This window comes from Roseateles chitinivorans (genome assembly GCF_050632145.1).
GTDB classification, from domain to species: Bacteria; Pseudomonadota; Gammaproteobacteria; order Burkholderiales; family Burkholderiaceae_C; genus Roseateles; species Roseateles chitinivorans_B.
Genome location: NZ_CP192577.1, coordinates 2,438,747 through 2,463,837, shown reverse-complemented (window position 1 = coordinate 2,463,837; position 25,091 = coordinate 2,438,747). Strand labels below are relative to the sequence as shown.

General features: G+C 68.6%; 22 protein-coding genes and 1 pseudogene. 10 read left to right on the top strand and 13 right to left on the bottom strand.

Annotation, left to right across the window (positions count from 1 at the left end; genetic code table 11):
- Positions 1-32: 32 nt before the first annotated feature.
- The 5 genes from ACQ86G_RS11270 to ACQ86G_RS11250 form a co-directional block, all read right to left on the bottom strand.
- Positions 33-2,297: a methyl-accepting chemotaxis protein gene (locus ACQ86G_RS11270; protein WP_431260631.1), complete on the bottom strand. Its 2,265-nt coding sequence runs from the start codon at positions 2,295-2,297 to the stop codon at positions 33-35.
- 61 nt (positions 2,298-2,358) lie between these two features.
- On the bottom strand, positions 2,359-2,877 hold the full coding sequence (locus ACQ86G_RS11265) for a chemotaxis protein CheW (RefSeq protein ID WP_431260630.1): 519 nt from the start codon (positions 2,875-2,877) through the stop codon (positions 2,359-2,361).
- Between the two features lie 4 nt (positions 2,878-2,881).
- Positions 2,882-3,247, bottom strand: coding sequence for a response regulator transcription factor (locus tag ACQ86G_RS11260; protein WP_088406380.1), 366 nt, complete (start codon positions 3,245-3,247; stop codon positions 2,882-2,884).
- Between the two features lie 122 nt (positions 3,248-3,369).
- Positions 3,370-3,765, bottom strand: a complete 396-nt coding sequence (locus ACQ86G_RS11255) for a response regulator (RefSeq protein WP_331615093.1) — start codon at positions 3,763-3,765, stop codon at positions 3,370-3,372.
- Between the two features lie 125 nt (positions 3,766-3,890).
- Positions 3,891-4,082 (bottom strand): rubredoxin, encoded by a 192-nt coding sequence (locus ACQ86G_RS11250; RefSeq protein ID WP_088406382.1) that lies wholly within the window; start codon positions 4,080-4,082, stop codon positions 3,891-3,893.
- A 217-nt stretch (positions 4,083-4,299) separates the two neighbouring features.
- Between ACQ86G_RS11250 and ACQ86G_RS11245 the strand changes: the two are divergent.
- From ACQ86G_RS11245 to ACQ86G_RS11220, 6 genes and pseudogenes are all read left to right on the top strand, one after another.
- Positions 4,300-4,476: pseudogene (locus tag ACQ86G_RS11245) on the top strand (bifunctional hydroxymethylpyrimidine kinase/phosphomethylpyrimidine kinase); the annotation flags it as partial.
- A 101-nt stretch (positions 4,477-4,577) separates the two neighbouring features.
- Positions 4,578-5,174, top strand: coding sequence for a bifunctional hydroxymethylpyrimidine kinase/phosphomethylpyrimidine kinase (locus tag ACQ86G_RS11240; RefSeq protein WP_431260629.1), 597 nt, complete (start codon positions 4,578-4,580; stop codon positions 5,172-5,174).
- A 114-nt stretch (positions 5,175-5,288) separates the two neighbouring features.
- On the top strand, positions 5,289-6,575 hold the full coding sequence (hemL, locus tag ACQ86G_RS11235; protein ID WP_431260628.1) for a glutamate-1-semialdehyde 2,1-aminomutase: 1,287 nt from the start codon (positions 5,289-5,291) through the stop codon (positions 6,573-6,575).
- A 148-nt stretch (positions 6,576-6,723) separates the two neighbouring features.
- A complete protein-coding gene (gene mpl / locus ACQ86G_RS11230) occupies positions 6,724-8,088 on the top strand; it encodes a UDP-N-acetylmuramate:L-alanyl-gamma-D-glutamyl-meso-diaminopimelate ligase (protein WP_431260627.1) in 1,365 nt (454 codons plus the stop codon).
- 112 nt (positions 8,089-8,200) lie between these two features.
- Complete coding sequence (locus ACQ86G_RS11225; protein WP_431260626.1) at positions 8,201-9,280, top strand: AI-2E family transporter; 1,080 nt, start codon at positions 8,201-8,203, stop codon at positions 9,278-9,280.
- A gap of 162 nt (positions 9,281-9,442) precedes the next feature.
- Entirely contained in the window at positions 9,443-10,723 is a 1,281-nt protein-coding gene (locus ACQ86G_RS11220; protein WP_431260625.1) for a hypothetical protein, read from the top strand.
- Positions 10,724-10,877: 154 nt separating this feature from the next.
- Here the strand turns inward: ACQ86G_RS11220 and ACQ86G_RS11215 are convergent, their stop codons facing one another.
- The gene (locus tag ACQ86G_RS11215; protein WP_431260624.1) at positions 10,878-13,628 is read right to left on the bottom strand and encodes a zinc-dependent metalloprotease; all 2,751 of its coding nucleotides are present in this window, start codon (positions 13,626-13,628) and stop codon (positions 10,878-10,880) included.
- A 294-nt stretch (positions 13,629-13,922) separates the two neighbouring features.
- Here ACQ86G_RS11215 and ACQ86G_RS11210 point away from each other — a divergent pair, with 294 nt between their 5' ends.
- The gene (locus tag ACQ86G_RS11210) at positions 13,923-14,561 is read left to right on the top strand and encodes a YqiA/YcfP family alpha/beta fold hydrolase (protein ID WP_431260623.1); all 639 of its coding nucleotides are present in this window, start codon (positions 13,923-13,925) and stop codon (positions 14,559-14,561) included.
- A 3-nt stretch (positions 14,562-14,564) separates the two neighbouring features.
- On the opposite strand, the gene ACQ86G_RS11205 is transcribed toward ACQ86G_RS11210, so the two are convergent.
- The 3 genes from ACQ86G_RS11205 to ACQ86G_RS11195 are packed head-to-tail and all read right to left on the bottom strand — an operon-like array spanning position 14,565 to position 16,508.
- Positions 14,565-15,629 (bottom strand): transporter, encoded by a 1,065-nt coding sequence (locus ACQ86G_RS11205; protein WP_431260622.1) that lies wholly within the window; start codon positions 15,627-15,629, stop codon positions 14,565-14,567.
- Positions 15,616-16,278 carry an archaetidylserine decarboxylase gene (gene asd, locus ACQ86G_RS11200; RefSeq protein WP_431260621.1) on the bottom strand — a complete coding sequence of 221 codons (663 nt, stop codon included), beginning with the start codon at positions 16,276-16,278 and terminating at the stop codon, positions 15,616-15,618. The genes ACQ86G_RS11205 and asd overlap by 14 nt, the downstream gene beginning before the upstream one ends.
- Positions 16,260-16,508 carry a hypothetical protein gene (locus ACQ86G_RS11195; protein WP_431260620.1) on the bottom strand — a complete coding sequence of 83 codons (249 nt, stop codon included), beginning with the start codon at positions 16,506-16,508 and terminating at the stop codon, positions 16,260-16,262. Before ACQ86G_RS11195 ends, asd begins: the two co-directional genes overlap by 19 nt.
- Positions 16,509-16,585: 77 nt before the next feature.
- Here ACQ86G_RS11195 and ACQ86G_RS11190 point away from each other — a divergent pair, with 77 nt between their 5' ends.
- Positions 16,586-18,256: an aminotransferase class III-fold pyridoxal phosphate-dependent enzyme gene (locus ACQ86G_RS11190; RefSeq protein ID WP_431260619.1), complete on the top strand. Its 1,671-nt coding sequence runs from the start codon at positions 16,586-16,588 to the stop codon at positions 18,254-18,256.
- A gap of 66 nt (positions 18,257-18,322) precedes the next feature.
- On the opposite strand, the gene ACQ86G_RS11185 is transcribed toward ACQ86G_RS11190, so the two are convergent.
- Both ACQ86G_RS11185 and ACQ86G_RS11180 read right to left on the bottom strand, forming a co-directional pair.
- On the bottom strand, positions 18,323-19,249 hold the full coding sequence (locus ACQ86G_RS11185; protein ID WP_431260618.1) for an alpha/beta fold hydrolase: 927 nt from the start codon (positions 19,247-19,249) through the stop codon (positions 18,323-18,325).
- A gap of 101 nt (positions 19,250-19,350) precedes the next feature.
- Entirely contained in the window at positions 19,351-19,992 is a 642-nt protein-coding gene (locus ACQ86G_RS11180) for a hypothetical protein (protein WP_431260617.1), read from the bottom strand.
- A gap of 174 nt (positions 19,993-20,166) precedes the next feature.
- Between ACQ86G_RS11180 and ACQ86G_RS11175 the strand changes: the two genes are divergently transcribed.
- Positions 20,167-21,423, top strand: coding sequence for a glycosyltransferase family 4 protein (locus ACQ86G_RS11175; protein WP_431260616.1), 1,257 nt, complete (start codon positions 20,167-20,169; stop codon positions 21,421-21,423).
- Positions 21,424-21,594: 171 nt separating this feature from the next.
- Here the strand turns inward: ACQ86G_RS11175 and ACQ86G_RS11170 are convergent, their stop codons facing one another.
- Both ACQ86G_RS11170 and ACQ86G_RS11165 read right to left on the bottom strand, forming a co-directional pair.
- Positions 21,595-22,386 (bottom strand): hypothetical protein, encoded by a 792-nt coding sequence (locus tag ACQ86G_RS11170; protein ID WP_431260615.1) that lies wholly within the window; start codon positions 22,384-22,386, stop codon positions 21,595-21,597.
- A complete protein-coding gene (locus ACQ86G_RS11165; RefSeq protein ID WP_431260614.1) occupies positions 22,344-22,838 on the bottom strand; it encodes an MFS transporter in 495 nt (164 codons plus the stop codon). The genes ACQ86G_RS11170 and ACQ86G_RS11165 overlap by 43 nt, the downstream gene beginning before the upstream one ends.
- A 179-nt stretch (positions 22,839-23,017) precedes the next feature.
- On the opposite strand from ACQ86G_RS11165, the gene ACQ86G_RS11160 reads away from it, so the two are divergent.
- Positions 23,018-25,075 (top strand): ribonuclease catalytic domain-containing protein, encoded by a 2,058-nt coding sequence (locus ACQ86G_RS11160; protein WP_431260613.1) that lies wholly within the window; start codon positions 23,018-23,020, stop codon positions 25,073-25,075.
- The last annotated feature ends 16 nt before the right edge of the window (positions 25,076-25,091 follow it).

Sequence of the window (25,091 nt, the reverse complement as noted above, 5' to 3'; positions counted from 1 at the left end):
CCGGTGTGGCCGCGTGGCGGAGGCCCGTCCGATCAGGACGTGACCTTGAACCGGGCCACCGACTGCTTCAGCGCTTCCGCCGACCGCGACAGCTCATGCACCATCTGGGCAGTGGAACGCGTACCGTCGGAAGTCTGCTCGGTCACCGCGAAGATGTGCTGGATGTTCGCACCGACCTCGTTGGCGGCGCGCGCTTCGTTCTGGGCGACCGACGAGATCTGACCGATCAGGTCGTCCAGGCGACGCGACACCGAGTCGATGTCTTCCAGCGCGCGACCGGCCGCGTCGGACAGCTTCGTCCCTTCGACCACCCCCAACGTGGAGCGCTCCATGGCGGCCACCGCGTCGTGCGTGTCGGTCTGAATGGTCTTGACCAGCGCGGCAATCCGGCGCGTCGCGTCGGCGGAGCGTTCCGCCAGCCGCTGCACTTCTTCCGCCACCACCGAGAAGCCGCGACCCGCTTCGCCTGCGGACGCTGCCTGGATGGCCGCGTTCAGCGCCAGCACGTTGGTCTGTTCGGTAATGTCCGAGATCAGCTCGGTGATCTCGCCAATTTCCTGCGACGACTCGCCCAGACGCTTGATGCGCTTGGAGGTTTCCTGGATGTGGTCGCGGATCTGGTTCATACCGCCGATGTTGTTCTGCATCGCCTCCAGACCCTGCTCGGCCGCTTCCCGCGATTGGCGGGCCACGTCGGCGGTCTGCTGCGCCTGCGCGGACACCTGGTTGATCCGGTGCGCCATCTGCAGCACCGCCTCGCCGGTGGCGCGGATCTCATGCAGCTGTTCGGTCGACGCGGCCAGTAGCTCGGTCGACGTCTGGTCGACCTGCGCGGTCGTGTCCGTCACCCGGACCGCCGTCGTCTGCACCTGGTGCACCAGCGAGCGCAGTTCTTCCACCGTGTAGTTCACCGAGTCGGCGATCGCGCCGGTGATGTCCTCGGTCACGGTCGCCTGGTGCGTCAGGTCGCCTTCCGCCACCGTCTGCAGTTCGTTCATCAGTCGCAGAATGGCCGCCTGGTTCGCGTCGTTGACGCGCTTGGCTTCCTGCTCCTGCGCCTCGGCTTCGCGACGCTGTTCTTCCGCCATCTGCGCGCGACGCGACTGGTCGGACACGTACAGCCGCAGGAAGCCCACCGAGCCGATCACCAGCACCGCCAGCGACGCCAGCATGGCGATCAGCACCGCCGGGTTCAGGCCGCCGGCCGACTCCAGGCCGACGCCCAGGTCGTCCAGGTCCTTGCGCAGCAGTTCCGAGTCATTCAGCATCGCCGTCTGCGCTTCCCGCGCGGACACCAGGCCCTGCAGGTTCGACAGAATGGCGGTGGCTTGCGAGCGAGTCTGATCGTACTGCGTCAGCAGCACCTTCAGCCGTTCGCGCACCTGCGCGTCCTTGGCGCCGTTCAGGCGCAGCTCGGGGTTGCCGTTCAGCAGCGCCTGGGCGATCTCGCGGAACGCGTTCAAGTCCTTGCCCAGCAGGAACACGGCCTCGGGGCTCACGCCTTCCTGCGTCAGGAATTCGTTGGCCGACTTGCCGATCCGCTGGGTCAGCATCACCAGCTGACCGACCGCGGCGACTTCACCGGTCGGGGCGGAGCTCTGCAGCGACAGCGAGGCCACGGCCTCGGCGCTTTCCAGCAGGTCGGACGATTGCCGGTTGATCGCGCGGAGCGCGGCGCCGACCTGGGTCAACACCTTCTCCTGCGCCAGCATGACCTTGGTGTTCTTGTCGGCGCGCGCCACCATCGGGGCGATCTTCTCGAGCAGCGGATCGACCGAGCCCGGCGCCTTGGCCAGTTCGCCGCTGCCGTCGCGCAGCGAGCCGATCACGCCGGTCAGGATCTCCGACGCTTCCTTCATTTCCGGGAACGCGTTCTTGTTGCCCAGCAGCGCGGTCGAGACCGCCTTGGCCAGACGTTGGGACTGCGTCGCCGCCTGACCCGCGCCGCGCACCTGCGCCGCGGAGCGGTTCGAGCTGATCAGCGACCAGGACACCGTCAGCGTCGTGCCGATCAGGCCGGCGGCGACCAGCGCCGTCAGCAGGCCGGTGCGGCGCTGCTCGGGCTGACGGGCCACGGCCGGCATCGGCTGAGGTGATTCCGGGGCGGACGCCGAAGGCTGGTAGCCCGCGGACGTGTCCTGGAACTCCGGCGTGGGCTGCGCCGTGGTGATGATCGAAGGCTGGAAGTCTTGCGTGTCCTCCGGAACGGCGCCCGACGCATCGGTCTGCGGACCGGCGTCGAAGTCGTCGTTGCCCTCGTTCTTGCCCTTGTTCTTGATCTTGTCCAGGAAGCTCATCTCACCCTCGTTTGATCTCGTTCGTCGAATCGGCGCCTGTGACGGGACCGTCGTCTGGCTATCAGTTCAAAACAATGCGCAGGAATTGCGGATGCTGCGTCAGCGCATCCAGGTCCAGCACTTGCCAGCGCCGGCCCTGCCCGTCGCGCATGCGGGCAGGAGCGAAATCGGGATGGCCGCCCTCGTCGGGCTCGGCCTGGAGCTGTTCATCGCCGCGCAGCCCCAGCAGCTGGTCCACCAGCAGCGCGCAGTTGATGCCCAGATCCGGATTGATCGAAATCAGCCGGTGGGCTGATGTCAGCGGTGCCGGCCCCCGCAGGCCCAGGAAGGCCGACAGGTCCACCACCGTGTGCAGACCGCCCCGCAAGTTGGCCACGCCCAGCATCCAAGGTTGCGTGTACGGGACCGCCTGAAGCGGCACCGGCGTGAAAATTTCGCCGGATTGCTTGAGCGGAAGCAGCAGGCCGAGGCCCGCGCACTCGACCGCCAGCCAACTCGCAGCCTGCGGCGCTTCGCGCGCCGCCTGCATGCGCTGCGCCAGCCGTTGTTGAAGTTCGCGCAGCGCTTGCTTGTTGGCCATGATGTCAGCCCAATGCCTTGATCTTGGCCAGCAGCTCGTCGGCCTTGACCGGCTTGACGACGTAGTCGCGCGCGCCTTGCCGCATGCCCCAGACCTTGTCGGTTTCCTGGTTCTTGCTGGTGCACATGATCACCGGGACGTCGGCGTAACGCTCGTCACGGGTGATCGCGCGGGTCAGTTGGAAGCCGTTCTGGCCGGGCATGACCACGTCCATCAGGATGAGGTCGGGCTTTTCCTCGGCCAGGCGCTTCATCGCCTCTTCGCCGTTCTCGGCGGTGCGCACGGTGAAGCCGCGCTTGGTCAGCAGGTCGCTCAGCGCGTGCAGCTCGGTCTTCGAATCGTCGACCAGCAGGATCTTGTGGATGGGCATGGGATCTCCCTCTGTCTTGGCTCGTGTCGATTCGCGTCGGTGGAGTCGTCGTTCGAGCCAGGCGTGAGCGTCGTTGGATGTCGTGGATGAGGTCGTGGGAAGCGGGCTGTCCGTCGAGCCGGTCAGCCCACCTGGCAATGCTGTCGGACCGCCTGCAGCAGCTGGTCCTTCGTGAAGGGCTTGGTCAGGTAGTCCTGCGAACCGACCATCCGGCCGCGGGCCTTGTCGAACAGGCCGTCCTTGGACGACAGCATGATCACGGGCACCGACGCGAACTGTGGATTGCGCTTGATGATGGCGCAGGTCTGGTAACCGTCCAGACGCGGCATCAGGATGTCGCAGAACACGAGGTCGGGCTGGTAGTCGCTCAGCTTGGCGAGCGCGTCGAAACCGTCCTCGGCCAGGACGACCTCATGGCCGCCCTGCTTCAGGAAGATCTCGGCGCTGCGGCGGATCGTGTTGCTGTCGTCGATGACGAGCACCTTGGTCGCCGTGCGGGGGCTTGCGCTGGAATCCAAGCTCTTCTCCGTATTGTTCAGACAATGGTTGTCAGAGAGATTTCAGGCTCGCGACAAACGACGAGCACTGGAAGGACCGCCGGATGATCGAGGACCGGTGCCTTGCCGAAAGGTCGATGCGAGGGTCAGATCTGGACCATTTCGAAGTCTTCCTTGCGGGCGCCGCACTCGGGGCAGGTCCAGTTCATGTCGACATCTTCCCAACGGGTGCCGGCGGCGATGCCGTGTTCAGGGTCGCCCACGGCCTCGTCGTACATCCAGCCGCAGATCAGGCACATCCAGGTCCTTGCTTCGCTCACGATGGGTTGACTTTGCATCACTACAATGATCGAAAGATTGTAGCCATGCCCCCGGTCAGGCCCGGGGGGCGGAAGTACCGATGAAACAACAGTCGGTTGCGGTGCTTCTCCACGTTTTGCGCACCAGTTCACGGCTTCTCGCCGAACCATTCATGAGCCGCCCAGACCCGCACCAACAAGATCCCCAGGACGCCGCCGCGATCGAGGACCAGGATTCGCCGCCCCCGCCTGCGTGATGAGCTTCAACGCGTCCGACCCCAGCGGCGCGGGCGGCAGCGCCGGCGACGTCGCCACCATCGCCGCCATGGGCGCGCACGCCCTGCCGGTCGTGACCGCCATCGTCATGCGCGACACCGCCGAGGTCTTCGACCACCAGACCCTGGACGGCGACTGCATCGTCGAGCAGGCCCGCTCCATCCTCGAGGACGTCCCGGTCGCCGCCTGGAAGGTCGGCTTCCTGGGCAGCGCCGAGGGGTCTCCTCGGTCGCCGAGGTCCTGTCCGACTATCCGGACGTGCCGCTGGTCGCCTACCTGCCCAGCATCTCCTGGCTGGACGAGGAACAGCAGCAGAGCTATCTGGACGCCTTCCGGGAGCTCGTGCTGCCTCAGACGCTGGTGCTGGTCGGCAACCAGAAGACACTGAGCGACTGCCTGCTGCCCGACTGGGACGCCGACCGGCCCGCATCCCCCCGTGAACTGGCCGTGGCCGCGCAGCAACATGGCGCCGCGAACGTGCTGGTGACTGGTATCCAGTTGCCCAACCAGTACATCGACAACGTGCTGGCGAATTCCCAGGGCGCGATCACCGGGGAGAAGTTCGAACGCTTCGAGGCCAGCTTCGTCGGTTCGGGCGACACGCTGTCGGCGGCGCTGGCGGCCCTGCTGTCGGTCGGCTCGGAACCGCACGACGCAGTCGGCGAGGCACTCGCCTTCCTCGACCAGTCGCTGGAGGCGGGCTTCCGCCCCGGCATGGGCAACGTGGTGCCGGACCGCTTCTTCTGGGCGCTGCCGCCCGGCGAGGAAGGGGAGGAAGGCGCCGAGGTCGTGCCCGCCACGGACGAGATGCCGATCGACGAGCCCCCGAGCCGCGGCCCCCGCCGCATCCATTGAGACCGCCGAGGGCGCCCGCGCGGCGCCCTCGTGCTTTCCTGCCGTCATCGGCCTTCACCTGCATCCATCGGCCGTGAGCCTGGCTCGCGGCAGTCGCCGCACCGGATTCCCCCCATGAGCCAGAACGAGACCCTGTTCGCCCGCGCCCAGCGCGTCATTCCCGGCGGCGTGAATTCGCCGGTACGCGCCTTCCGCGCCGTCGGCGGCACGCCGCGCTTCATCACGCGGGGCGAAGGCGCCCACATCGTGGATGCCGACGGCAAACGCTACATCGACTACATCGGCTCCTGGGGCCCGATGATCCTGGGCCACGGCCATCCGGCCGTCGTCGAGGCAGTCCAGAAGGCGGTGCTGGAAGGCTTTTCCTTCGGCGCGCCGACCGAGCGCGAGGTCGAACTGGCCGAGGAGATCCTGGCGCTGGTCCCGAGCTGCGAGCAGGTCCGGCTGGTGAGCTCCGGCACGGAGGCGACGATGAGCGCCATCCGCCTGGCCCGCGGCGCGACGCAGCGCAACAAGTTCATCAAGTTCGAGGGCTGCTACCACGGCCACACCGACGCGCTGCTGGTGAAGGCAGGCTCGGGCCTGGCGACCTTCGGTCACCCGACCTCGGCCGGCGTGCCCGAGGCGACCGCCCAGCACACCATCGTGCTGGAGTACAACAACGTCGCCCAGCTGGAAGAGGCCTTCGCGCTGCACGGCCCGGAGCTGGCCTGCGTGATCGTCGAGCCCATCGCCGGCAACATGAACTTCGTGCGCGCCAGCGTGCCCTTCATGACCCGGATGCGCGAACTGTGCCGCCAGCACGGCGCGCTGCTGGTACTGGACGAGGTGATGACCGGCTTCCGCGTCGGGCTGCGCAGCGCGCAGGGCGTGTATGCGGACCTGATCCCCGGCTTCGTGCCGGACATCAGCGTGTTCGGCAAGGTCATCGGCGGCGGCATGCCGCTGGCGGCCTTCGGCGCGAGCCGCGAGATCATGCGCCACCTCGCCCCGCTGGGCGGGGTCTACCAGGCGGGCACGCTGTCGGGCAACCCGGTGGCCACCGCCTGCGGCCTGGCAACGCTGCGCGAGATCAAGAAGCCCGGCTTCTTCGACGCCCTCTCGGCGCGCACGCGCCGCCTGGTCGACGGCCTGAAGGCCGTGGCGACCGAGAACGGCGTGCCGTTCAGCACCGACAGCGAAGGTGGCATGTTCGGCTTCTTCCTGATGCCGGAACTGCCGCAGAACTACACGACCGTCATGACGACGGACAAGGAGCGCTTCAACCGCTTCTTCCACGGCATGCTGGACGCCGGCGTGTACCTGGCGCCAGCGTTGTACGAGGCGGGCTTCGTGTCCGCCGCGCACACCGATGCGGACATCGACGCCACGCTCGAAGCCGCCCGCGCCGCCCTGCGCTGATGGCGGCGGCGCACCGGGCAGGCTGCCCGGTTGCCGGTTCGGGAAAGCCTGGGCCCGGCAAACACCGAGCCAGGGCTGTCGCGATCTTTTCAATCCGCGACAGGCATTACGCTTGCTTACCGATTGGTACAGCAGCTGAGAGACAGACATGCATATCCACATCCTTGGCATCTGCGGCACCTTCATGGGGGGCCTTGCGGCCCTCGCCCGGGAAGCCGGCCACACGGTGACCGGCTGCGATGCCAACGTCTATCCGCCGATGTCGACGCAGCTGGAGGCCCTGGGCATCGAGCTGATCCAGGGTTTCGGCGCGGAGCAGCTGGCGCTCAAGCCCGACCTGTTCGTGATCGGCAACGTGGTGACGCGCTCGTCCGAAGGCCGCTTTCCGCTGATGGAGGCCATTCTCGACGCCGGTCTGCCGTACACCAGTGGCCCGCAATGGTTGGCGGAACATGTGCTCCAGGGCAAACACGTGCTGGCCGTGGCCGGCACGCACGGCAAGACCTCGACGACCTCGATGCTCACCTGGATCCTGGAATCGGCGGGACTGTCACCCGGATTCCTGATCGGCGGCGTACCGCAGAACTTCGGCGTGTCGGCACGCCTGGGCGACGGCCGGTTCTTCGTCATCGAGGCCGACGAGTACGACACCGCCTTCTTCGACAAGCGCAGCAAGTTCGTCCATTACCGGCCGCGCACCGCGATCCTGAACAACCTCGAGCACGACCACGCCGACATCTTCCCGGACCTGGCCGCGATCGAGACCCAGTTCCATCATCTGGTGAGGACGGTCCCTGCGTCGGGACGGCTGGTCGTCAACGCGCGTGAGGACGCGTTGCAGCGCGTGCTGTCGCGCGGCTGCTGGAGCGACGTGCAACGCTTCGGCGCCCGCAAGGAAGAACCAGGCGCGCTGCGCGCCCGGGGCGAGCCGCAGTCCTTCGACGTGCTGCGCGGCAGCTTGAAGGTCGGCCACGTCAACTGGGAGCTGCTCGGCGAACACAACCAGCTCAACGCGCTCGCGGCGATCGCGGCGGCGGAGCACGTCGGCGTCGATCCGGAGCAGGCGGCCGAGGCGCTGGGCAGCTTCAAGAACGTGCGCCGACGGCTGGAGCTGCGCGGCGAGGCGCGCGGCATCAAGGTCTACGACGACTTCGCGCACCATCCGACGGCGATCCACACGACGATCGCCGGCCTGCGCCGCCGGATCGCCCCGCAGGAGCGCATCCTGGCCGTCTTCGAGCCGCGCTCCAACACGATGAAGCTGGGCACCATGAAGGCGCAGCTGCCCTGGGCGCTGGAGGAAGCCGACCTGAGCTTGTGCAACCAGGACGGCCTGACCTGGGATGCACGCGAGGCACTGGCGCCGCTCGGCGAACAGGGCCTGATCGGCGCGGACGTCGACGAGCTGGTGCAGATGGTCAAGCGTGCGGCCAGGCCCGGCGACCACGTGCTGTGCATGAGCAACGGCGGCTTCGGCGGCATCCACGAAAAGCTGCTGGACGCGCTGAAGTAAACCGGCGATCCTGCGCCGCCGCGTCCGGCGAGCGCCGGCACGCGGGCTGGCACGCCACATGCCGTGGCTGCGATTCCCTGTCCCCGCAAGATTCCCGAGGAGCGACTTCACGATGAGTGGTCCTGGCAAACTGGTGCCCGCGCTGCAGAACCGATCCTTCCTGTGCCTGCTGGCATTGGTGACGGTGGCGTTCGGCTGGATCGTCTGGCCGATGATGAGCGCGATCCTCTGGGGCGTGGCGCTGGCCATCGTGTTCCAGCCGCTGTATCGCCAGCTCCTGCGCAAGACGAAGCGGCCCGGGCCGTCGGCGGGGCTGACGATCCTGGTGATCCTGCTGCTGGTGGTGCTGCCGCTGACCTACGTGATGGGCGCGCTGGTGCGCGAGGCCGCCGTGGTCTTCGAGATGGTCAAGTCCGGCCAGTTCAACTTCAACACCTACGTGGCGCAGATCTACGCGGCGCTGCCGACATGGCTGATCGACGTGCTGGAGCGGCTGGGCCTGCACGACCTGTCGAACCTGCAGGAGAAGCTGGGCAGCGCGCTGAACCAGGGCAGCCAGTTCATGGCCACCAAGGCGCTGGGCTTCGGGCAGGACACCTTCGATTTCCTGGTGAGCTTCTTCGTGATGCTCTACCTGCTGTACTTCCTGCTGCGCGACGGCGAGCAGCTCTCGGTGCGCATCCGCGACGCGCTGCCGCTGCAGGACTCGTACAAGCGCCAGCTGGGCGAGAAGTTCCGCACCGTGATCCGTGCGACGGTCAAGGGCAACATCGCCGTGGCCGCGATCCAGGGCGCGCTGGGCGGTCTGGCGTTCTGGGTGCTGGGCATCCACGCGCCGGTCCTGTGGGCGGTGCTGATGGCCTTCCTGTCGCTGCTGCCCGCCGTCGGCGCGGCGCTGGTGTGGGCGCCGGTGGCGATCTACCTGCTGTCGACCGGACACGTCGGCTCGGGCATCGGCCTGATCGTGTTCGGCACCGTCGTGATCGGCCTGGTCGACAACCTGCTGCGGCCGCTGCTCGTCGGCAAGGACACCAAGATGCCGGACTACGTCGTGCTGCTGTCGACGCTGGGCGGCATGGCGGTGTTCGGCATCAACGGCTTCGTCATCGGCCCGCTGATCGCGGCGATGTTCATCGCGGTCTGGGACATCGTCGCGGCGGAACGGCGGTACCCGGTCGGCGACCCGCACTGACGCCTGTCGCCTCGCCGCGTCAGCGACGGCGGCCCCTCCTTGCAATCCGTCACGCATCCCGCGTGACGCTCGCGCCCCTCCCCCTTGAGACGGTGTTGCCACCGGCCGCGAACCGATAAGGTGCTCGGCTTTGTGACGAATGGGCAGGGAGGCCCGCGAGAAATGAAGCAGCAAGCGAATGGACGGCCATCTGGCCGGGCCTGGATCGTCCTGGCCCTGACCGTCGCGGCGGGAACAGCCCATGCAGCGGCGACCGAGTACGGCGATTTCCTGCTTGAGGCCGACGCGCCCTACAGCGGGACCTTTCTCAAGTACCACAACATCCTCAAGGCCTGGACCATGGCCGGGAAGCTCGAGAGCCTCGAGGTCCCCCTCGTGGAGACGGCAGACCGCAGCCGCGTGCTGCGGCGCGTCGTCTCGGCGGGCGTGCCGATGCCTGAGAACGCCTACAAGGAGCTCAAGCGCAACGCCGAGAAGGCGACGCCCGGCGGTCCCGGCGCCTGGTACCTGTACTGGTCGCGCATCACCGTGCAGCCCATCAACGGCGCTTCGACGGCGCGCATGTTCTCGAGCGCCGAGCGCCGGGCCGTGCACTGCGAGACCGGACGGATCCTCGAGGCGGGCAAGGTCGTGTTCGCCTCCCTCGATCTGACGGGGGCGCCGCAGCAGCCCTGGATGGACTACCTGCGCCTGGAGCCGACGCCGGCCCGGCAGGTGGCCGCCGATGCCAACCTCGCCGCAGAGGTCCGCGCGGTCTGCGGCCCCATCCTCGCCGCGACCTATGGCGAGGAGGAATCGCGCCGGCGCCTCGACACCCTGATGGCGGCGCCTGAGAAGTCCGAGGAACAACGCCGGTTCGAAGCCATGCGCCAGGAGCTGCTGGCGGCGGCGCGCGCGCCCTCTCCGGCGTCGTCCGCCGCGTCGTCCTCCGCATCGACGTCAGCAGCCGCCGGCGGCGGACCGATCGGCAGCGCCAAGGCCCGCGTCCGGCTGTTCCAGCAGAACGGCCTCGGCGGCGGGCTCACCAACGAAGCGGCCTGCGCCTCGTCTGACAGCGCGTCGAGTGCCGGCTCCGGTTTCTGGAAGGCCTTTGGTTCGCTGGCCGGCGTCGCCGGCAATACGTCCATCGGGATGCCGGAGACGGAGGCCTCGCGCACGGTGGGTGAGCGCAGCCAGCTCGGCTCCAAGGCCTACTTCGTGGAACGTGAAGTGACGGCCGAGGCGCCGGTCACGCTGGACTTCTCGTTCGACAGTCAGGGACAGGGCAAGAGCTGCAACACCTTGACGATGAGTTTCGTGCCGGAAGCCGGTGCCGATTACGAAGCCCGCATGGACGTCGGCGGGCTCTACTGCAGGCTGAGGGTCAGCCGCATCCTTCAAGGCGGCCAGCTGCTGCCCGAGCCCCTGACCCCGGCCGCGGCAGCCTGCCCGAAGAAGGGCTGACCCCGACCCGGTTGCCGCGATGCGTTCTCGCGTCGCGGCAGCCCCACCATGACAAAGGGCCGGCGAATGCCGGCCCTTTGTCATGGTGCGTACGCTCGGTGCGCACGACTGATGCGGTGGCACGGACGGCCGAAGCCGCCGCATACCGACGCGATCAGGTACGGGTCATCGTCGCCTTCAGCACGCTGCTGAGGAAGTCCAGGCTTTCCGCCAGGTGCGCGCGGGTCTCGATCGAGCCCTTGCCCTGCGCGGCGCGCAGGTCGCTCTGCAGCTGCACGGCGTGCAGTCGCAGCACCGCGTAGGCATCGGCGAACTGGCCCGAGGCCGCCCCGCTCTTCGTCAGGTTGGCCTGGATGCGGCGCAGGTACTCGCGCTGCAGGTTGCGGCGCAGCGGATCGATCTCCGCGCCGGTCTTCAGCTCGCTCCAGATCGAGGACTGCAACGTTCCGTAGACCTCGCCGATCGTGATCAGTCCCTTGCGTTGCGACACCGGCACGTAGGCCGGCAGCTCCATCAGGCGGATCGCCGTCTGCGCCTGCAGCAGGCGGTCCAGCGAACCCAGCTGCACCCGCGCCACCGCTGCCGGGATGTTCACGAAGCCCGCGCGATTGAACTCGACATAGTCGGTCGTGATCGAGGTCAGGAACTCCGGCTTGAAGCGGAAGCTGTCGGCGCTGAAGATGCCCTGCGCCAGGAAGCGCAGCGCCTCGCGCTGCTTGGCGGGATCGACCGGCCGCATCGCCGCGACCGACGAGCCCGGCACATCGCGGTGCGTGTACATGCCGCCGACGTACTTGCCCACCAGGTCGGAGGCGCGTCCCAGCTGGTTGAAGCCGCTGGCCAGCTGACGGCGCTGGCGCAGCGGATCGTCGCCCGCTTCCGGCGTCCGGTTCTGCACGCGCGTCCACAGCTCCTGCGTCAGCTTCAGGCGCTTGCGGAAGTAGGCCATCGGATCGTCGCCGAGGTCGAAGCGGTTGATCGTCGGATCCATCCCGTCGAACGGCCCGAAGCCGCCGGCGTCGGTGTCGTCCGCGTAGGCGTGGCCGGGCAGCGAGTTCTGCGCGGCGACGCGCTTGAGCTCGGCCTCTTCCTGCTCCTTCGGCACCTGCTTGTAGGCGTACTCGATCGCCCAGTAGTCGTAGGCGCCCAGCGTCGTGTTGTTGTACGTCGTCGGCGCCTCGCCCTCCAGCGGGATGTTGTAGGCGTTGTAGTCCATCACCGAGGCCGACAGGCCGTTGGCGTCGGTCCAGGCCTTGTCCTTCAGCTGCGCCTGCGTCACCTGCGTCGAGGCCTTGAAGTTGTGCTTCAGGCCGAGCGTGTGACCCACCTCGTGCATGATCACGTCCTTGATCCGCGCCTGGATGAAGGCGTCGGCCTCGGGGCTGTCCGGCGCGATGTCGCCGCGGGCCTCGAGCACGTCCAGCGCGAAGTCCATCTCGGCCGCCGCGTCGTGCGCGTAGGTGCAGTAGGTCGCGTTGCGACCTTCGCGCCAGCCCTGGTTCAGCGCGGCCAGCGCCTGCGCCTCTTCCGCCAGCGTCGACACCTGGGCGCCGGCCATGCCGCGCGGCGCATCCTCCGCGATGAAGGATCGGCCGCTGCGGGCGAACACGTCGCTCATGCCGATGTCGGCATCCAGGATCTCGCCGGTACGCGGGTCCAGGTGGCTGGGGCCGATCGCGAAGCCCACGTCGGAGCCGACGAACCAGCGGATCGACGCGTGAGACGCGTCCATGTTGTCCCAGTCCGCGTCATCGGGCTGCTGCTTGGCCACGACCGCGTTCTTGAAGCCGATCTTCTCGAAGGCCTTGTTCCATTCCAGGATGCCGGCCTCGACCGCGGCGCGGTACTTCGGCGGGATGTTCTTGTCCATCCAGTAGGTGATCGGCTGCACCGGCTCGGACAGCGCCGCGGCGGGGTCCTTCTTCTCCAGGCGCCAGCGCGCGATGTAGTGGACGCGCGGATTGGGCTTGGCATCGTCGCCCAGGTCGGTGAAGGACTCGGTGAAGTGACCCAGACGGCCGTCGGCGCGGCGCGTGGCCATCTTCTCTTCCGGCAGTGCGCGGAAGTTGTAGACGAAGCCCATGAACATCGACCGCGGATCCGGCAGCGCCTGCGGCGGCGTCGGTACCGGCACGGGCGGGGCCACCAGCGGCGGCGCCGGGATGCGCGGCGTGAAGTAGTGGACCTTCGCGTTCAGCGTCGTGAGCTGCGCGTCGGCGCGGGTCAGCTCGAAGAACGAGTTGCCGCGATCGACGTTGTAGGGCAGCCGGTAGGCCATCTCCAGCCGCGTCGACATGCCCGGGATGTCGCTCAGCAGCATGCCGGCGTCGATCAGGAAGGCCTTGCGCTCGGGGTGGTCCGCGCTGGCGACCGGCCCTGCGGCCAGCAGGCTGGGCGAGAACGCCTCCTCGCCGGCACGCTTGCCACCGCCCTCGGCGCGGAACGCCGTGTTCAGCGCGACCAGCTGGATCGAGTTGCCGATGCGGCGCCACTCGGCCAGGATCTCGGGGCCCATCTGGCTGGCGTAGAAGCCGCGCTCGCCGATGGAGCTGGTGATGTTGATGGTGAACAGGAAAGGCTTGTTCAGCATCGCGCGCGGGATCTCGAGCCAGACCTTCTCGTCCTTGCGCAGGATGGGGAACAGGCCGTCGTCGCGCTTGGCGTCGCGGCTGACCTCGGCGAACGGCTTGGGCGCGGTCGGATCGACGGTCGGGCGCGCGGCGGTCATCGGCGAGGAAGCGCCCGGTGCGCCGGGAGCACCCGAGGCGGCGCTGGCCGGCGGCTGGGCGGCCTGCGCGGACGGCGCGGTGGAGGAGGCGCCGGTCGGGCCCGTCGTGGCGCAGGCGGTGAGCAGCAGCGCCGCGGCGGCGATGGCCGTCAGCTGGATCGTGTCCCTGTGGATCATGGATCGATGTGGTCGTGAGTCCGTCCGGAACCGGTCGGATCGTGTTGAGAAAGCGGGCGTTGCGGTCGTGGCGCCGCATGGCCCCGGTGAAGCGGGCAATGTGCGGGGCCGGGGCCCGCGCGTCAATGCGCACTAACGAGCGCGCAAGCCTCGCGAAGCGCGTGTGTGGCGATGATCGCCCACGCCGGCCGGCCCCACCCGTGCCGGAAGTGACCCGCCACACGGGGAGAGGGGGCGGTCGAGGGCGGTCGAGGGCAGAAGGGCGCGGAAGGGGGCCGCCTACACTGCCCCGCCATGAGCTCTCCGTCGCCCTCCCCGCTCGCCGCGGCCACGCCGACCGCCCCCGCGGCAGGCCGTCGCACCCACTTCCTCTACCTGCACGGCTTCCGGTCGTCGCCGCGCTCGGCCAAGGCCTTGCGGATGGCGCGCTGGACGGCCGAACACCGTCCGGACCTGGTGTTCGCCAGTCCGCAACTGCCGCCGTCCCCGCGTGAGGCGATGGCGCTCGTCGACGCGTTGATCCGCGACTGGCCGCGCGACACGATGGCCGTGATGGGCAGCTCGCTCGGCGGCTTCTATGCCACCTCGGTGGCCCAGCGCACGGGCGCTCGGACCGTGCTGCTGAATCCGGCGGTGGATCCGGCCCGCGACCTCGCGAACTACATCGGCGAGCAGACCTGCTGGCAGAACCCGGAGGAGCGTTTCTTCTTCCGACCCGAGTTCGTCGACGAACTCGTCGCGCTGAACGTCGGCACGCTGGCGCACCCGGACCGGATGCTGGCGGTGATCGCCAAGGGCGACGAAGTGCTGGACTGGCGAGAGATGCACGCGCGCTACGCCCCGTGCCGGATCAAGCTGCTCGAAGGCAGCGACCACGGTCTGGCCGACTTCGACGATCACCTGGACGAACTGACGACGTTCCTGGGACTCTGATCCCTATTTCCTCCGGCCTGTCGCCTTCAGCAGCAGCAGCGTCACCAGCCCGGTCAGCAGGACGATCAAGCCGACGACGACCCAGAAACCGTGGGGATGCTCGAGCAACGGCAGCCCGCCGACGTTCATGCCGAACAGGCCGCTGATCAGGTTGATCGGCAGCGCCAGCACGGTGACCATCGTCAGCACATACAGCGTCTGGTTGTTCTCCTGCGCGACGCGCGCCGAGGTCTCGTCCTGCACCGCGCGGATGCGTTCCTGCAGCGCCTGGATGTCGCGCAGCACCAGCGCGAATTCCTCGCTCGCCTGCTGCAGCTGCTGCTTGTCGCGCGCCACGACCCACTCCGGCGGGTTCGACAGCATGCGCAGCAGCGCGCTCGGCTCCGGCGCGAGCAGCCGCTGCAGGCGCACCATCAGCCGCCGCAGCGCGGCGACCTCGGACCCGTGTCCCGAATGACGCCCGGCGAGCAGCGCATCCTCGATGTCGTCGACCCGCTCGGTGGCCTGACGCACGATGCGCTGCAACTCGTCGGCCTGGTCGCGCAGCAGGTGGTCGAGCAGCGCAACGCTGGACCGCGGCCGGTCGCCGCGCTTGATCGCCATCCGCAGGCGGTCGACCGAGCGCAACGGCGCGCGCCGCACGCTCAGCACTAGGTGCTCGCTGACCTGCATCCACAGCGTGGAGACGTCGCCCACGTCGAAGGCGAAATCGAAGGTCACGTCGTTGAGCACCGCGAACAGGTGCTCGCCGACACGCTCGATGCGCGATGAGCGCGAGCCCTGCTGCTGCGCCTCGTCGAAGCTCTCGGCCAGCGCGGCGTTGCGGCGCAGCCAGGGCAGCGCGCCCGCATGCGCCAGGTTCAGGTGCAGCCACAGATAACCGCCGTCCGGCTGCGACAGCCGGGCCTGCGCCTGCGCGAGCGTCGGCAGCGTCTCGGTCGGACGGTCCGGGTGGATCCAGAAGCCGCAGATCAGGCCGTGTTCGTCTCCGCCGTACGGGCCGGCCAGCGAGCCGGCCAACGAGCCTGTCGATCCGCCCGGGGGTTGCGTCGTGTCATTCATCGCCATCCGCGGATGGTAGATGCGCGATCGCCTCGCCCATGCGGACCCGTTGTCCGACCTGCAAGCCCGCCGACAGGTGCACGCCCGGAGGGAGGAAGACGATGATCGTCGACCCCTGCTCGAACCAGCCCATCTCCTCGCCCCGTGCGTGATCGTGGCCGACGTCGAAGCGATGCGGACCGGGATGGTCCGGACGCAGGGTCAGGTCCAGCGCATGCAGCCGCAGGCTCGCCACCAGGATGGCCGCCACCGGCACCAGCGCGATCGGCGTGCCGTCGGGCAGCGTGCATTCGACGGCGGCGCGCACGTTGCGGCAGAACAGACGCTCGACGCGCTTGAGCGCGATCGGATTGACGTTCCAGGTATCGCCGGCGATGTGCGTGACGCGCTGGATGCGCAGGTCGGCCGGCGCGTGGAAGCGGTGGTACATCGCCGAGGTCAGCCGCAAGGTCACGTAGGTGCCGTTGAGGTAGGGCGCGGCACGTGCGGCGTCGCCGAACAGGTCGGTGATGCGGTAGTCCATGCCCTTGGCCTGCAGGGCCATCCCGCGCGAGACCGGTCCGTGCGCCCCGACGATCGCGTCGCAGGGGCTGACGATCGTCGCCGGCGCGGGGTCGACCGGTCGCCGCCCCGGCTTCAGCCGGCGCGTGAACACGTCGCGCAGCGACCGGTAGCCGTGGGCGGGGGCTCGGCCTCGCTGAGGTCCAGGTCGGTGAACATCCGCCAGACGGCGACGCTGAAACGCGTCAGCGCGGGGCTGTCGATCCGGGCGTACCGGCCCATGAAGCGGGTCAGCGCCAGGCGGGGCACGCGGTTGGTGAGGAGGAAGTTGAGGGACTCTTGCTGGGTCAGACGGTCACGCCAGCGGGCCAGTTTCATAGACATGTCAATTCCGTCGGATACACCCCGGTAATTTGCCAACGCTGTGTGACAGCTGAACGAGGCTCCGGAGGCCCATGCCCATGTCGACGACGTTCTTCACCTTTGACCTGTTGCCCGTCGCCGCCGCGGCGGCCGGGTTGCTCGCGCTGTATTACGCGCCGACCGGTTGGCGCCGCCTGCAGCTCTCCCGGGCGAAGCACCCGTCGCTGGCGGGGCACTCGCGGATGGCGGTGCGGCTGGCGAGGCTGATGCCGACGCAACGCTTCGACGACGCGCACTTCTTCAATGCGGACGACGCGCCGGCCGAGATCGTCGCGACGCGTCGTTCCAGCTTCAGCACCCTGTCGCACACGCTGAAGACGCGGCACGCGCGCAGCATCGCCGCCACCCAGTCGATGAAGCCGTCGCTGCCCGACCTGCAGTTCACCAGCAGCTACCGGGTGCCGCCGTCGTTCAGCCCGCTGGTGCAGCGCGAGCTGCCGCTGGGCCCGGTGATGGTCGCCAGCGATGGCCACTGGCTGACCGACTTCGACGGCGAGCGCTTCATCGACCTGGCGGGCAGCTACGGCGTGAACCTGTTCGGCTACGCGTTCTACCAGCGCTGCATCGCCGAAGGCGCGGCGCGCGTGGACGCGCTCGGGCCGGTGCTCGGCGTCTACCACCCGCTGGTCGAGGACAACGTGCGCCGCATCCTCACGCATGCGCGGATGGATCAGCTGTCTTTCCACATGTCGGGAACCGAGGCGGTGATGCAGGCGGTGCGGCTGGCGCGGTACCACACGGGAAAGACGCACCTGGTGCGCTTCTGCGGCGCGTATCACGGCTGGTGGGACGAGGCGCAGCCAGGTCCCGGCAACCCCTTGCCCGCCGAACGCACCTACACGCTGCGCGACATGCATGAACGCAGCCTGCAGGTGCTGCGCACGCGGCGTGACATCGCCTGCGTGCTGGTGAATCCGCTGCAGGCGCTGCATCCGAACAAGCCGGCGCCGGGCGACGGTTCGTTGGTCGACAGCTCCCGGCGCGCGTCCTACGACAAGGACGCCTACGCCGCCTGGCTGCGCGAGTTGCGTCAGGTCTGCACCGAGCGGGGCATCGCGCTGATCTTCGACGAGGTGTTCATGGGCTTCCGCCTCGGCGCGGGTGGCGCGCAGGCGTACTTCGGCGTGCAGGCGGACCTGGTGACCTACGGCAAGACGCTGGGCGGCGGCCTGCCGGTCGGCGTCGTCTGCGGCCGCGCCGCCTGGATGAAACGCTTCCGCGACGAGCGCCCCGCCGACGTCTGCTTCGCCCGCGGCACCTTCAACACGCATCCGTATGTGATGGGCGCGATGTCGGTGTTCCTCGACGCACTCGAGGATCCGGAACGCCTGCGCCAGCTCGATGAGCAGGATGCGCAGCAGGACGGCCGGCGCGCGCGGCTGAACGCCGCCCTCGAGGCGGAGCAACTGCCGCTGCGCGCGGCCAACATGTCGTCGATCTGGACGCTCTATTACACGGAGCCGTCGCGCTACAACTGGATGCTGCAGTACTTCCTGCGCGAGCAGGGCCTGGCGCTGAGCTGGGTGGGCACGGGCCGGTTGATCTTCAGCCTGGACTTCAGCGACGCGGACTTCGACGAGGTCCAACGCCGCATCGTCGCCGCGGCCCGCGCGATGCGCGACGGCGGCTGGTGGAGCAGCCCTGCGTTGCCGACCAACCAGGCGATCAAGCGCCGGCTGCTGATGGAGACGCTGGGACTGCGCAACTGATCTCCGACCGCGGGGCCGACCACGTCCCCATCGACGTCCCCATCGATGTCCCCACCGGCGTCACCGTCAGCGTGCCGGCGGCGTTCCCGGCGGTGATCCGAGGGCTGTCTCCGGGGCAGGACGGGCGCGTTCCCGCGCCTCCCTGACGACCTCCTCGATCGCCTTGACGACGACCTCCGGCTTGTCCCGCTGGATGTAGTGCCCCGATCCCTCGACGGGCTGCAATGCCTTGCCGCCGACCAGCGGCAGCCAGTTCGGTTCCAGGTTGTGCACCATGGTCTCGAAACCGCTCGCCATCTCCGTCGGCGAATAGACCGTGCGCGTCAGCACCCGCACCGGTACGCTCGGACGCGGCTTCTGCCACAGCGTGTCGATGCAGTCCTGCTGCTGCAGGAACTCCGCCTGCATCATCCCCCGGAACACCCGCCGGCTCATGTTGTCCAGCATGTTGGCCATCACCGGTACCTCGACCTGCATGCGCCGCAGGTGCAGCGGATGCGTCGCGTCGACCAGCACGATGCCCGCCACCTCGTCCGGATACAGCCGCGAGAACGCGTACTGGTACAGCCCGCCGATCGAGTGGCCGACCAGCACGTACGGCGGCTTGATGCCGGCACTCTGCAACAGGCCGTGCAACTCGGTCGCGATGCCGCAGGGATTGCGCGGCACCGGCGGTGTCGCGGTGCTGTCGCCATAGCCGGGGCGGTCGTAGGCGAAGACGCTGTAGTCGGTACGCAGCTCGTTCAGGACCTTCACCCACGGATCCCGGCCGTCGCCGAGTCCCGACTGCAGGACGATGGTCGGCTCGCCGTGGCCCACCTTGGTGAAGACGATCGGACCGCCGGTCACGCGCTGGTTGCCGGTGTTCGGCATCGGACTGGCGCAGCCCGTCAACAGGGCGAACGCGGCAAACAGCGCCAGGAAGGCCGAGAGGGCCGGAAAGGCCGTCGCCAACGACATCGGCGCCCGAAGGCGCCGTACAACTCCAGACATGCGGGAACTCCTTCTTCCGGCGAACCGGCCTGTTCCCGCATCCACCCGCGCCTGCGCGCTGCCCTCCGGGAGGGGCCGCGCGGCGCGTCATCCCTGGTGGATCAGGCCGCCTGCTCGCCGTTGCCGGCATTGTGCCCATCGTCGCGCGGCCACAGCGCCGGATCCAGCCGCTCACCGCGCAACAGTTGCAACGGCGCCCGGTGGTAGAGCTGGATGTCGTGGAACGGATCCGTGATGATCTTCGTGGCCCAGGCCAGGCCGGTGCGCAGGTCGCGGATCACCGCGAGCTGCAGCACGCGGAACACCAGACCGCCGACGCCCAGCCAGAACCACACCAGGCCGAGCTGATGCAGGTACTCGGTGAAGCTGGCGGCCGGCGCGAACAGGCCGAACAAGCCCGGCTTCAGCCACAGCGCGACCGGCGAGGCCGCCCACAACGCCATCAGCACGACCTTGCGGCGCAGGTTGTAGCCGATCTTGATCTCTTCCTTGTGCTCGTGGGTCGCCTGGTTGACGTGGTCGTAGCCCTTGGGCTCGAAGAAGAAGTGCCCGGCCTGGCGGCTGGTCATCGACACGCCCCACGCCAGCAGCGCCGACCACGCGGGGTCCACGAGCAGCAGCGCGTAGGCCACCACGAAGCAGCAGGCGCTCAGCAGATGCAGCGACTGGTTGATGCGGCAATGGTGGTAGTAGCGGTGGTCGTCCCAACGCTGTTCATTCAGAAGTGCCAGAAAGTCCTTCATGGGGCCTCGTCCTTGAAATGAGCGGTGAGCGTGACGCCGTTCGATGGCACTGCCGTGATGGCACGGTGATGGATCGATGACGGACGCGTGGCGACTGTGTCCATCGGCCGTGTCAGGCGCGTGACGAACCCCACCGTCACAGAACTGTTGCGTTCGCGACCCATCATCCGCGCCATGACGACACCGGCGATCGAACTCGAAGTCGACGAGCTCCCCACACGGCAGCGGCATTTCCGCGTCGCGGTCGTGACGGAGACCTATCCGCCCGAGGTCAACGGCGTGGCGCGCAGCATCGCCTGCGTGGTCCAGGGCCTGCAGGCCCGCGACCACGCGGTGCAGCTGCTGCGTCCGCGCCAGGCCCCGGCGGGGTCGCCGCTCGCGACCGAGGCGCCGGTCGATGAAGTGCTGATGCGCGGCCTGGCCGTGCCGCGCTACCCGCATCTGCGCATGGGCGTCGTGTCCAAGCGCACGCTGGTCAACCTCTGGGCCAGCAGGCGTCCCGACATCGTCCACATCGCGACCGAAGGCCCGATGGGCTGGTCGGCGCTCCAGGCAGCGCGCCAGCTCAAGCTGCCGGTGGTGTCGGAGTTCCGCACCAACTTCCACGCCTACGCCCAGCATTACGGCATCGGCTGGCTGCGCCGGCCGCTGCTCGCGTACCTGCGCAAGTTCCACAACCGCTGCCACTCGACGATGGTGCCCAACGCCACCCTCGCCGGCGAACTGATGGCGCAGGGTTTCCGCCACGTCAGCGTCATCGCGCGCGGCGTCGATACGCAACTCTTCCATCCCTCGCGCCGCAGCGACGCGCTGCGCGAAAGCTGGGGCGCCGCGCCGGGCGATCCCGTGCTGCTGCATGTCGGCCGGTTGGCCGCGGAAAAGAATCTCCAGCTGCTCGTCGACCTCTGGCCGGCCGTCCGCCAACGGCATCCGCGCGCGCGCCTGGTGCTGGTCGGAGACGGTCCGGCACGGGCCGATTTCCAGCAGCTGCTGCCGCCCTCGTCCAACGTCGTCTTCGCCGGCATGAAGCATGGCGAGGACCTGGCGGCCTGCTACGCCAGCGGCGATTGCTTCGTGTTCCCCAGCATCACCGAGACCTACGGCAACGTCACGCCTGAGGCGCTCGCGAGCGGCCTTCCGGTGATGGCTTACCAGTACGCTGCGGCGGCGTTGCTGGTGCGCGACGGCATCAATGGCGGACTCGCGCCGTTCAACGATCCGGCGGTCTTCCAGTCGCGCACGTTGTCGCTGCTCGAGGATCTGCCTCGTCTGCGCGCCATGCGTCTGTCTGCGCGTGAAAGTGCGGAGTCGCTGGACTGGGACGGCATCGTGCAGGGCATCGAGCACGTCTACGCCTCTGCCATCGACGGCACCTCCGTGGCGCTTCGCGCCGGCTCGCAGCTCTCGGGTCTCGAGGCCCGCGCGCACTGAACTGCTCGTTGTGGACGAAGGGCGCCCGGGGCCGTCGGCGTCGTCCGCCTTCCCCATCTGACTGGGCGCCGTCTGCCTGAGCAGAGCGAACCGAAGGTGAGCGGCGCGAGTTGGCGCCCCGAGGCGGACGACGCCGACGGCCCCGGGCGCTCTTCGTCTGGCTCGGTCGATTCAACCGACGATGCCGCCACCCGCGACATCGGCGGACAGTGTTTCGCGACGTCCGCGTTGCCGGACCATGAGGACCAGCACGCCGGTGAAGACGAACACGCCGAGCCCGCTCATCAGCCAGACCAGCGGGACGCCGAGCGCCTGAAGCAGCGCGTAGGCGCCCAGCATCAGCAGGATGCTCAGGTTCTCGTTGAATCCTTGCACGGCGATCGAGCGGCCTGCGCTCAGGATCTGCACGCCGCGATGCTGCAGCAGTGCATTCATCGGCACCACCATGGCGCCGCCGACGGCGCCGACCATCACCATCGCGGGCAGGGCCCAACCGAGGGAGGTCACCCACGGCGTCGCGAGCATCAATGCGCCGAGCATCAGGCCGAGCGGCATCACGCGCAACGAGTGATGCAGCGCGATCCAGCGACCCGCAAGGCCTGCCCCCGCGACGACGCCGATCGCCACGGTCGCCTGCAGGTAGGCGCCCTGGTTGAGGCGCAGCCCCAGCACATCCTGCGCCCACTGCAGCACCGCCAGTTGCAGGGTGGCCCCGGCGCCCCAGAACAGGGTCGTCATCGAGAGCGACAGACGACCGCCCAGCCGGTCGCGCCACAGGGCCTGATTCGAGATCCGGAAATCGCGCAGGATCTCGCGCATGCGGCGCGGCGGCTTCGGATAGACGATGCCGCTTTCCGGCACGCGGAGCTGCAACGCCGCCGCCAGCGCGTAGACCCCCAGCAGCGCGCACAGCGATGCAGTCAGGGGTCGAGCGACGCCCAGCCCCCGATCGCCGCCATCCACCAGGGGCTGACCAGCAGCCCGCCCAGCACCGTGCCCAGCAGCACGGAGCACACGACCGAGACCTCGATCCAGCCGTTCGCCGCCACCAGCCGCGTCGGCGGAACGATCTCGGTGATCAGTCCGTATTTGGCCGGCGCGTAACAGGCGGCCGCGATCCCGACGATCCCGAACGAGAGCAGCGGATCCAGTCCCGCCGCCATTGCCCCGACGCCGAGCGCCTTCAACCCATTCATGCAGGTCATCAGCGCGACCTTGGGCCACGCGTCCGCGATCAGCCCGACCACCGGCGCCAGCCCGACGTAGGCCAGCGTGAAGCACAGCTTCAGCAGCGGCGCCCACCAGACGGGCTGGCCCATCTCCCTCAGCAGCGCGATGCCGACGATCAGGAGCGCGTTGTCGGCCAATGCGGAAAGGAACTGGGCGGCAATGAGGGTGTGGAAGCGCGGCGGCATGAAGGGCGGACAGTTCGCCGGGAGTATGCGAAAACGGCGTGACCGACCGTTGACATGCCCTTGACATCGCGACGACGGGCCTCGGTCGGCGTCGTCGCAACACCTTCCGAACGAATTGACACGCCCGGTCCCGGCACCCACCCGGCGCCCCCTCCACGATCAGCGACAATCCCGCCGCTATGTTTGCCCTGTTCGAAGACGCCGGAAAATTCCTCGCCGGCCGCATCCTCTCCGAAGCCGATTCCTCGATGCAGATCGAGCTCGACTCCGGAAAGCGCGTCAAAGTGAAGACCGCCCATGTCCTGCTGAAGTTCGACAAGCCCTCCCCGGCCGAACTGATCGCGGACGGGCAGCGCCTGGCCGAGGAGATCGACCTCGACCTCGCCTGGGAATTCGCGCCGGAAGGCGAGTTCGGTTTCGCCGACCTGGCGGCCGACTACTTCGACGCCAAGTCCACGCTCGCCCAGCAGGCGGGCGCGCTGTTCCGCCTGTTCGACGCGCCGCATTACTTCCGCCGGATGGGCAAGGGCGTGTTCAAGAAGGCGCCGGCCGAGACCGTCAAGGCGGCCTTGCTCGGCATCGAGCGCAAGAAACAGATCGCCGCGCAGATCGAACAGTGGGCGGCCGAACTGGCCGAAGGCCAGTGCCCGGCGCCGATCGGCGACCAGATCTACAAGATCCTGTTCCGCCCCGACAAGAACGGGCCGGAGTACAAGGCCGTCGTCGAGGCCGCCAAGCGCAGCCACAAGGCGCCGCTGGACCTGCTCAAGGACGCCGGCGCGATCGCCAGCCCCTACCAGTTCCACTGGAAACGCTTCCTCTTCGAACATTTCCCGAAGGGTACGAACTTCCCCGCGCTCTCCGCGCCCGAGATCAAGGACGCGTTGCCGCTCGCCCCGGTGCGCGCCTTCTCGATCGACGATTCGGCCACGACCGAGATCGACGACGCCCTGTCTGTCCAGGGGCTGGGCACCGGCACGGTGATCTTCGGCGTGCACATCGCCGCGCCAGGTCTTGCCATCCAGCCGGACTCGCCGGTCGACAAGGTCGCCCGCGAACGCTTCTCCACCGTCTACATGCCGGGCTGGAAGCTGACGATGCTGCCGGACGACGTCGTCCAGGCCTACACGCTGATCGAAGGCCGCGACTGCCCCGCCGTCAGCATCTACCTGACGATGGACGAGGCGACGCTGGAGATCACCGCGCGTGAGACGAAGCTGGACCGCGTACCCATCGCCGCCAACCTGCGCCACGACAAGCTCGACGACGTCATCACCGACGCGACGCTGACCGGCGCGGCGCCGGCCGACTACGACTTCGCGGCGGAACTGGCCTTCGCCTACCGGCTCGCCAAGGACCTCAAGGCCAAGCGCGAGGTCGTGCGCGGCAAGCCCGAGACCTTCAACCGGCCCGACTACAACTTCCGCCTCGACAACGACGGCCATGAGCCCGCCGGCACCGAGCAGGTCAGCATCTCCACGCGCAAGCGCGGGACCGCGCTGGACCTGATCGTGGCCGAGGCGATGATCCTGGCGAACTCCAGCTGGGGCGGCTTCCTGGCCGAGTGCGGCGTGCCCGGCATCTACCGCAGCCAGGCCAGCCTCGCCCCCGGCATCAAGGTCCGCATGGGCACCAAGCCCGCGCCGCATGCCGGCATGGGCGTCGCGCAGTACACCTGGGCGACCTCGCCGCTGCGCCGCTATGTCGACCTCGTGAACCAGTGGCAGATCATCGCCTGCGCCCGCCACGGCAAGACCGCCGCGCTGGCCGCGCCGTTCAAGCCGAAGGACGCACAGCTGTTCTCGGTGATCTCGGGCTTCGACGCCGCCTACAGCGCCTACAACGGCTTCCAGTCCGGCATCGAACGCTACTGGACGCTGCGTTACCTGCAGCAGCAGGGCATCACCGAACTGACCGCCGCCGTGCTGAAGGACGGCCTGGTCCGCGCCGACGCGCTGCCGCTGGTGTTCCGCGCGCTCGGCTGCGAAAACCTGCCGCGCAACGCCCAGGTGAAGGTCCGCATCACCGGGATCGATGAACTGACGCTGGACCTGCACGCCAACCTGGTCGAGCGCCTCGACGCCGAAGCCGCGCCGGTGAATGCGGAAGAAGCGGCCGACGAGGACGAAGAGCCCAGCGGCGTGCTGACACTGGCGATCGACGTCAACGACGACGGCACCGACTCTCCCAAGAGCGGCGAAGGCGCGGCAGTCGCCCCCGCCCCCGCCGCTTCCTGATCCTTCCTTGTTCAAG

Coding starts and splice junctions, on each gene's coding strand:
- ACQ86G_RS11210 (WP_431260623.1), top strand. CDS start 13,923: ATGAGCTCTCCGTCGCCCTCCCCGCTCGCCGCGGCCACGCCGACCGCC.
- hemL (WP_431260628.1), top strand. CDS start 5,289: ATGAGCCAGAACGAGACCCTGTTCGCCCGCGCCCAGCGCGTCATTCCC.
- ACQ86G_RS11265 (WP_431260630.1), bottom strand. CDS start 2,877: ATGGCCAACAAGCAAGCGCTGCGCGAACTTCAACAACGGCTGGCGCAG.
- ACQ86G_RS11220 (WP_431260625.1), top strand. CDS start 9,443: ATGAAGCAGCAAGCGAATGGACGGCCATCTGGCCGGGCCTGGATCGTC.
- ACQ86G_RS11250 (WP_088406382.1), bottom strand. CDS start 4,082: ATGCAAAGTCAACCCATCGTGAGCGAAGCAAGGACCTGGATGTGCCTG.
- mpl (WP_431260627.1), top strand. CDS start 6,724: ATGCATATCCACATCCTTGGCATCTGCGGCACCTTCATGGGGGGCCTT.
- ACQ86G_RS11195 (WP_431260620.1), bottom strand. CDS start 16,508: ATGTCTATGAAACTGGCCCGCTGGCGTGACCGTCTGACCCAGCAAGAG.
- ACQ86G_RS11205 (WP_431260622.1), bottom strand. CDS start 15,629: ATGGCGATGAATGACACGACGCAACCCCCGGGCGGATCGACAGGCTCG.
- ACQ86G_RS11180 (WP_431260617.1), bottom strand. CDS start 19,992: ATGAAGGACTTTCTGGCACTTCTGAATGAACAGCGTTGGGACGACCAC.
- ACQ86G_RS11165 (WP_431260614.1), bottom strand. CDS start 22,838: ATGCCGCCGCGCTTCCACACCCTCATTGCCGCCCAGTTCCTTTCCGCA.
- ACQ86G_RS11175 (WP_431260616.1), top strand. CDS start 20,167: ATGACGACACCGGCGATCGAACTCGAAGTCGACGAGCTCCCCACACGG.
- ACQ86G_RS11185 (WP_431260618.1), bottom strand. CDS start 19,249: ATGTCTGGAGTTGTACGGCGCCTTCGGGCGCCGATGTCGTTGGCGACG.
- ACQ86G_RS11260 (WP_088406380.1), bottom strand. CDS start 3,247: ATGCCCATCCACAAGATCCTGCTGGTCGACGATTCGAAGACCGAGCTG.
- ACQ86G_RS11160 (WP_431260613.1), top strand. CDS start 23,018: ATGTTTGCCCTGTTCGAAGACGCCGGAAAATTCCTCGCCGGCCGCATC.
- ACQ86G_RS11270 (WP_431260631.1), bottom strand. CDS start 2,297: ATGAGCTTCCTGGACAAGATCAAGAACAAGGGCAAGAACGAGGGCAAC.
- ACQ86G_RS11215 (WP_431260624.1), bottom strand. CDS start 13,628: ATGATCCACAGGGACACGATCCAGCTGACGGCCATCGCCGCCGCGGCG.
- ACQ86G_RS11225 (WP_431260626.1), top strand. CDS start 8,201: ATGAGTGGTCCTGGCAAACTGGTGCCCGCGCTGCAGAACCGATCCTTC.
- ACQ86G_RS11190 (WP_431260619.1), top strand. CDS start 16,586: ATGTCGACGACGTTCTTCACCTTTGACCTGTTGCCCGTCGCCGCCGCG.